Annotated in this window: 5 protein-coding genes; 3 read left to right on the top strand and 2 right to left on the bottom strand. The window is 69.7% G+C overall.

Annotated elements, in window-relative coordinates; all coding sequences use genetic code 11:
* Positions 1-129: 129 nt before the first annotated feature.
* Positions 130-912: an enoyl-CoA hydratase/isomerase family protein gene (locus ACHFFZ_RS01670; RefSeq protein WP_394274930.1), complete on the bottom strand. Its 783-nt coding sequence runs from the start codon at positions 910-912 to the stop codon at positions 130-132.
* A gap of 144 nt (positions 913-1,056) precedes the next feature.
* Between ACHFFZ_RS01670 and ACHFFZ_RS01665 the strand changes: the two genes are divergently transcribed.
* Together ACHFFZ_RS01665 and ACHFFZ_RS01660 are read left to right on the top strand one after the other, a co-directional pair.
* Positions 1,057-2,466, top strand: a complete 1,410-nt coding sequence (locus tag ACHFFZ_RS01665; RefSeq protein WP_394274929.1) for an Nramp family divalent metal transporter — start codon at positions 1,057-1,059, stop codon at positions 2,464-2,466.
* Between the two features lie 11 nt (positions 2,467-2,477).
* Positions 2,478-3,503 carry an L-idonate 5-dehydrogenase gene (locus tag ACHFFZ_RS01660; protein ID WP_394274928.1) on the top strand — a complete coding sequence of 342 codons (1,026 nt, stop codon included), beginning with the start codon at positions 2,478-2,480 and terminating at the stop codon, positions 3,501-3,503.
* A gap of 33 nt (positions 3,504-3,536) precedes the next feature.
* Here the strand turns inward: ACHFFZ_RS01660 and ACHFFZ_RS01655 are convergent, their stop codons facing one another.
* Positions 3,537-4,217, bottom strand: a complete 681-nt coding sequence (locus tag ACHFFZ_RS01655; protein WP_394274927.1) for a FadR/GntR family transcriptional regulator — start codon at positions 4,215-4,217, stop codon at positions 3,537-3,539.
* A 195-nt stretch (positions 4,218-4,412) separates the two neighbouring features.
* Between ACHFFZ_RS01655 and ACHFFZ_RS01650 the strand changes: the two genes are divergently transcribed.
* On the top strand, positions 4,413-5,455 hold a 1,043-nt coding region (locus ACHFFZ_RS01650), incomplete at its 3' end, for an Ig-like domain-containing protein (protein ID WP_394274926.1).

Raw genomic sequence — 5,455 nt, 5'->3', positions numbered from 1 at the left:
CCGCGAAGCTGGAGCTGAAGGGCCTCCAACCCGGACGGGAGCACGAGCACCGCATCCGGTTCGTCGGCATGGACGGCCGGCTCGGCAAGGCGGAGCTCACCGAGCCCCGCGGCCGGATCTGGCGCAACATCACCGCCCCCGGAACCCCGGCCGTCGCTTCTCCATGAACGCACCAACCGCCTCGGCGACGTCCTCGGATCCCGCACAGGCCCGCACCGACTCCACCTCGTCGGCCAGGCTGCCAGCGAGGCTCGTGGGCACCCGGGCGAAGTTCCGGCGGATGCCCACATAGGCGAGCGTCGGGCCGGCGGCAAGGCGCTCGGCAAACTCGCGGGCAGTCTGGTCCAGGTCCGCCTCGTCCACCACGACATCGACGAGCCCGGCCTGCTGCGCCTGCTCGGCATCCATCGCCTCGTTGAGCAGGCAGAAGCGCTTCGCCGCGGACATGCCCATCCGGGAGGCGAATCCCAGGGTTGACCCCCCAGTGTTGGGGATCGCCAGACCGGTGAAGGCCGCGCGGAAACGCGCCCCGGAGCCCGCCACCACCACATCCGCCATCGACGCCAGGCCCAGCGCACCGCCCACGCACCAGCCCTGCACCTCCGCCACGCTCGGAACCGGGAGCGCCCAGAGCCGTTCGAGCGCGGGGTTCAGCGCCTCGAAGAGCTCCATGACCGCATTCGGCACCTCGTCGCCGCGGTCATGGAAGGCGCGCACATCGGCACCCTGGGAGAAGTGCTCGCCCTCGGCGCGAAGCCACAGCACCCGCACCGACAGATCGGCCTCGACCACCTCCACGGCGCGCGCCAGTGACTGGGCAAATCCCACGTCGACGCGATTGCCCGAGACCGGGGCGCACAGCACGAGCTGCGCCACCGCCCCGGAGACCTCAACCCGAACCTGCTGTGTCATGTCTTCCTCCTGTACCTCGTCAGCCGGTGAACACCATCCTGCCGTTGACCCACACCCCCATTTGTATGACTATTCCTTTACAATCAACATACGGAGGGGCTTGTCCCCGCTGCGATACATCGCCGTTTCGTGAAGGAAGACCTGATGAGCACACCCGCTGACAGCGCCCAGCAACTGGCGCGCGACCCCTACGTCCTCGACCCCGCCAAGGTGCAGGAACCACCCCGCACCCTGGCCGGCGCCTTCAAGTACCTCGGCCCCGGCATGGTCACCAGCGCCGCGGTGGTGGGCTCCGGTGAACTCCTCACCGCCACTGCGCTGGGAGCCAAGGCCGGGTTCATCCTGCTGTGGCTGGTCTTCGTGTCCACCTTCGTGAAGGTGGGCGTGCAGATCGAACTGGCGCGGTGGTCCATCTCCACCGGCAAGGTGGCGATGACCGGCTATGACGCCGTCCCGCCCCGGATCGGCAAGCGCGGGTGGATCTCCTGGATCGGCCTGCTGATGTTCATCCAGATCGTCATCGGCCAGGGCGGTGTGCTCGCCGCCGCAGCCCTGGCGGTGTCGCTGGTCTTCCCGGTGGGCGGCGCGCCCCTGTCGGCGACCTCGCTGGGCTTCTGGGTGGCGGCCATGGTCATCCTGGCGGTGGCCATCCACGCCACCAACCGCTATTCGATCGTCGAGAAGGTCTCGACGGTGCTGGTGCTGCTGGTCACCGGCGCCGCGGTGGCGATGCTGGTCGGTGTGCAGTTCACCCCCTTCGCCTTCACCGCGGGAGACCTGGGCGACGGAATGAGCCTGCGGATCGCGGCGGGCACGGTGGGCGTGGCCGTGGGCATGTTCGGCATGACCGGCGTGGGCGCCGGCGAGATCACCGCCTACACCTACTGGTGTGTGGAGAAGGGCTATGCGGCCTGGACCGGCCCCAATGACGGCTCGCAGGAGTGGGCCGAGCGGGCCCGCGGCTGGGTCAAGGTGATGCAGGTGGATGCCTGGACCTCCTGGGTGATCTACACCGTCTCCACCGCCGCCTTCTACATGCTGGGCGCGGCAGTGCTGCACCCCCAGGGGCTGGAGCCCAAGGGCAATGAGGTGCTGCGGACCATCTCGCGGATCTTCACCGACACGGCCGGCGGCTGGGCCGGGGTCGTCTTCCTGCTGGGTGCGGCGGTCGCGCTGTTCAAGACCATCCTGGCCAATGCCCCCGGCTTCTCCCGACAGGTCTCCAACACCCTGGCCGTCTTCGGCGTCTTCGAGTGGACCGACCTGACCCGTCGCACGCGCTGGATGCGCTCCCTGGTGGTGGTGCTGCCCGTCATCTGGGGCCTGTTCGCGGTGGTCTTCCAGTCGCCCCTGACGATGGTGCTGCTCGCCGGGCTGGGCAATGCTGTCTTCCTGATGGCTGTCGTGGTGGCCACGCTCTACCTCGACGCCCGCGAGACCGACCCACGCATCCGCGGACGGCACGCGTGGCACGTCTACCTGTGGATCTCGGCCGTCGCGGTCTTCGCCGTGGGTGTGCTGGGAATTTGGGACCAGATCCAAAAGATGATGTGAGGAGCAGGACGATGAAGGCTGTTGTGGTTCACGCCGCCGGGGACCTGAGGGTCGACGAGCTCGAGCGGCCGCAGTGCGCACCCGACCAGGTGCTGGTGGAGATGGAGTGGGGCGGCATCTGCGGCTCCGACGTCGCCTACGTCAAGCATGGCGTCAGTGGCACGGCGATCCTGCACGATCCGCTGGTGCTCGGCCATGAGGTCTCGGGCCACGTGGCCGAGGTGGGGGCCGAGGTGGTGGGCGTCGAGGTGGGGCAGGCCGTGACGGTGCACCCCGCAACCCTGGTGGGCCAGCACCAGGTGGTCCCCGAACTCGTCGAACGCACCAACCTGTGGCCGGAGGTCCGCTACTTCGGCTCGGCCGCCTTCGACCCGCATGAGCAGGGAGGCTTCTGCCAGTTCCGGGCGGTGCGCGCCGACCAGCTCCGAATGCTTCCCCAGGGGGTCTCGACCCGGCAGGCCGCCCTCGCCGAACCCTTCGGTGTCGCCCTGCATGCCGTGGCACGGGCCGGGGACCTGACGGGACGCACCGTCCTGGTCAACGGTGCCGGGCCGATCGGATCCCTCGCCGTGGCTGCCGCCCGGGCCAAGGGTGCCGAGACGGTCATCGCCGCCGACCTGTCCGACCCGGCCCTGGCGATCGCCCGGGAGCTGGGCGCGCACCAGAGCTTCAACGTCGCCAGCGGGGACAGCCTGCCGAGCGAGGTGGACGTGGCGATCGAGGCATCGGGCAGCCCTCGCGCCCTGGGACCGGTCTTCGCCGCGGTGCGCCGGGGCGGCACCGTCGTCCAGGTGGGCAACCTGCCGGCCGGCGAGGTCAGCGCGGCACTGGGCCAGCTCGTCACCCGGGAGATCAACTATGTGGGCTCCTACCGCTTCGTCGACGAGATCACCGAGGCCCTGCAGTTGATGGCCGACGGCGTGGACGTCTCGGCGGTGGTGACCCACGAGTTCACCCTCGACCAAGCAGTGGAGGCCTTCGAGATGGCCGCCGACCGCGCCACCGGGTCGTCGAAGGTGCTGCTCAAGCTCTCGTGACACAGCGGCAGGAGGTCCGCGTGGCCGGTGGGGTCACTGGACCTCCTGCACCACGCACTCCACCAGCTGGCGTGCGAGATCCCGCGCCGCGTGCTCGTCGCGCTCCCGGATGGCGACGGCAAGATCGGTGTGGCGTCGCAGGTTCTCGGGTGAGGGCTTGGCCGGCGTGAGGCCTGCCTGGTTGCGGGTCTCGAGACAGGTGAGGATGGTGGGCCCGAGCGCAACATAGGCGGGATTCCCGGTTGCCTGCAGCAGGCGTGCGTGGAAGTCGAGGTCGGCTCGCAGGAAGTCATCGGTGTCCCCCAGCCCCTGCGCGCCCAGCTGCTCCATGGCCTGCGCTGTCGCCTCCAGGGTCGCAATGTCATCCCAGCTGGCACGCCGGGCGGCCAGGGCGGCCGCCTGCGGCTCCACCCCTGCCCGCAGCTCCGTCAGCGCCCGCAGCTGCCTCATCTGGTCGGGCCCGTTCATCCGCCACCGGATGATCTGCGGCGACAGGGTGTTCCAGTGCGCGGGGCCCTGGACGCTGCATCCGACGCGGGGCGAGGTGGACACCAGGCCCAGGCTCTCCAGCACCCGCACGGCCTCTCGTGCCACGGACCGGGAGATCCCCAGTTCGGCCTCGACCTGGGCCGTGGTGAAGACCGAGCCCACTGCCCGGCGTCCCTCGATGATCTCGGTGCCCAGACGGTCGACGGCCGTCTCGTGACGTGACATGCCGCCCCTTCCCATTGCATCCCCACGGATCGCTCACTGCTTTCCGCCAGCCCAATCTATCGGCAGCAGCGGTGAGGGGGCCGCGCCGAAACACCAGCTGAAGATCACCCAAAACCGCCCCGACTTCCAACCAGGTGGCCCTGCCGCGTCGAAGACTGGCCTCTTCGACCACCCCATCGAGCCGAAGAGATCACCATGCGCACATCCCCCGGGCGTCATCTGGCCACAGGCATGCTGCTGGTCCTGGCCGCTGGCGGCTGCGCGACGACGGGATCGGCCACGGATGCGACGTCGCCGCAGGCCAGCCCATCGGTGCCAGCCTCGGCCCAGGCCTCGGCCTCCGCCCAAGCCTCCACGACCGCGCCGGCCGCACCCCTCAGCCTCACCACCAACGTCCGCTCCGGCGCCACCGACGTCCCGGTGAGCACCCTGCTGCGGGTGACGGCCACCGGCGGCAAGGTCAGCGACGTCCGAGTCACGTCCACCGCCGAGGGCAGGAATGCGGTCCCGGTCACGGGAAAGGTCGACGACAAGGGCGTCTGGACGGCCCGGAGCCGCCTGGACCCGGGTGCCCGCTACACGGTCGAGGCCACCGCCACCGGAAGCGACGGCGCCACGAAGTCCAGCACCACCCGTTTCACCACGGCGCAAGTCTCCCGCGACAACGAGGTCTTCCCGACCCTGACCCCGGTGCAGGGCGGCCCCTTCGGCGTCGCCCAGCCGGTTGTCGTGCACTTCGACACCCCGGTGACGAACAAGGCGGAGTTCGAGCGCAACATGCACGTCACGTCGGTGCCGGCCCAGGAGGGCTCGTGGGGCTGGTTCGACGACCAGACGGTGCACTGGCGCCCCAGACAGCACTGGAAACCGGGCACCAAGGTCACCCTGGACGCGAACCTGAACGGCGTCGATGCCGGCAAGGGCCGCTTCGGGCAGCTGAACCGCACCCTGGAGCTGACCATCGGCAAGGACCAGCAAGGCACGGTCGACATCGCGAAGCACACCATCACCTGGCTGCGCGACGGCAAGCCGGTCGGCACCTGGCCGATGACGGCCGGCAAGCCCGGCTTCAGGACCCGCTCGGGCACCAAGGTGGTGATGGAGAAGGCGGAGAACATCACGATGAACTCCGAGACCACCGGCATCGCTCAGGACTCGGCCGAGGGCTACGAGGTGAAGGCGGCCCTGGCCATGCGGGTGACCAGCTCGGGCGAGTTCATCCACTCGGCCCCGTGGAA

This window comes from Luteococcus sp. (assembly GCF_043424415.1).
In the GTDB taxonomy this organism is placed as follows: Bacteria; Actinomycetota; Actinomycetes; order Propionibacteriales; family Propionibacteriaceae; genus Luteococcus.
This window is presented reverse-complemented; position numbering and strand designations above follow the sequence as displayed.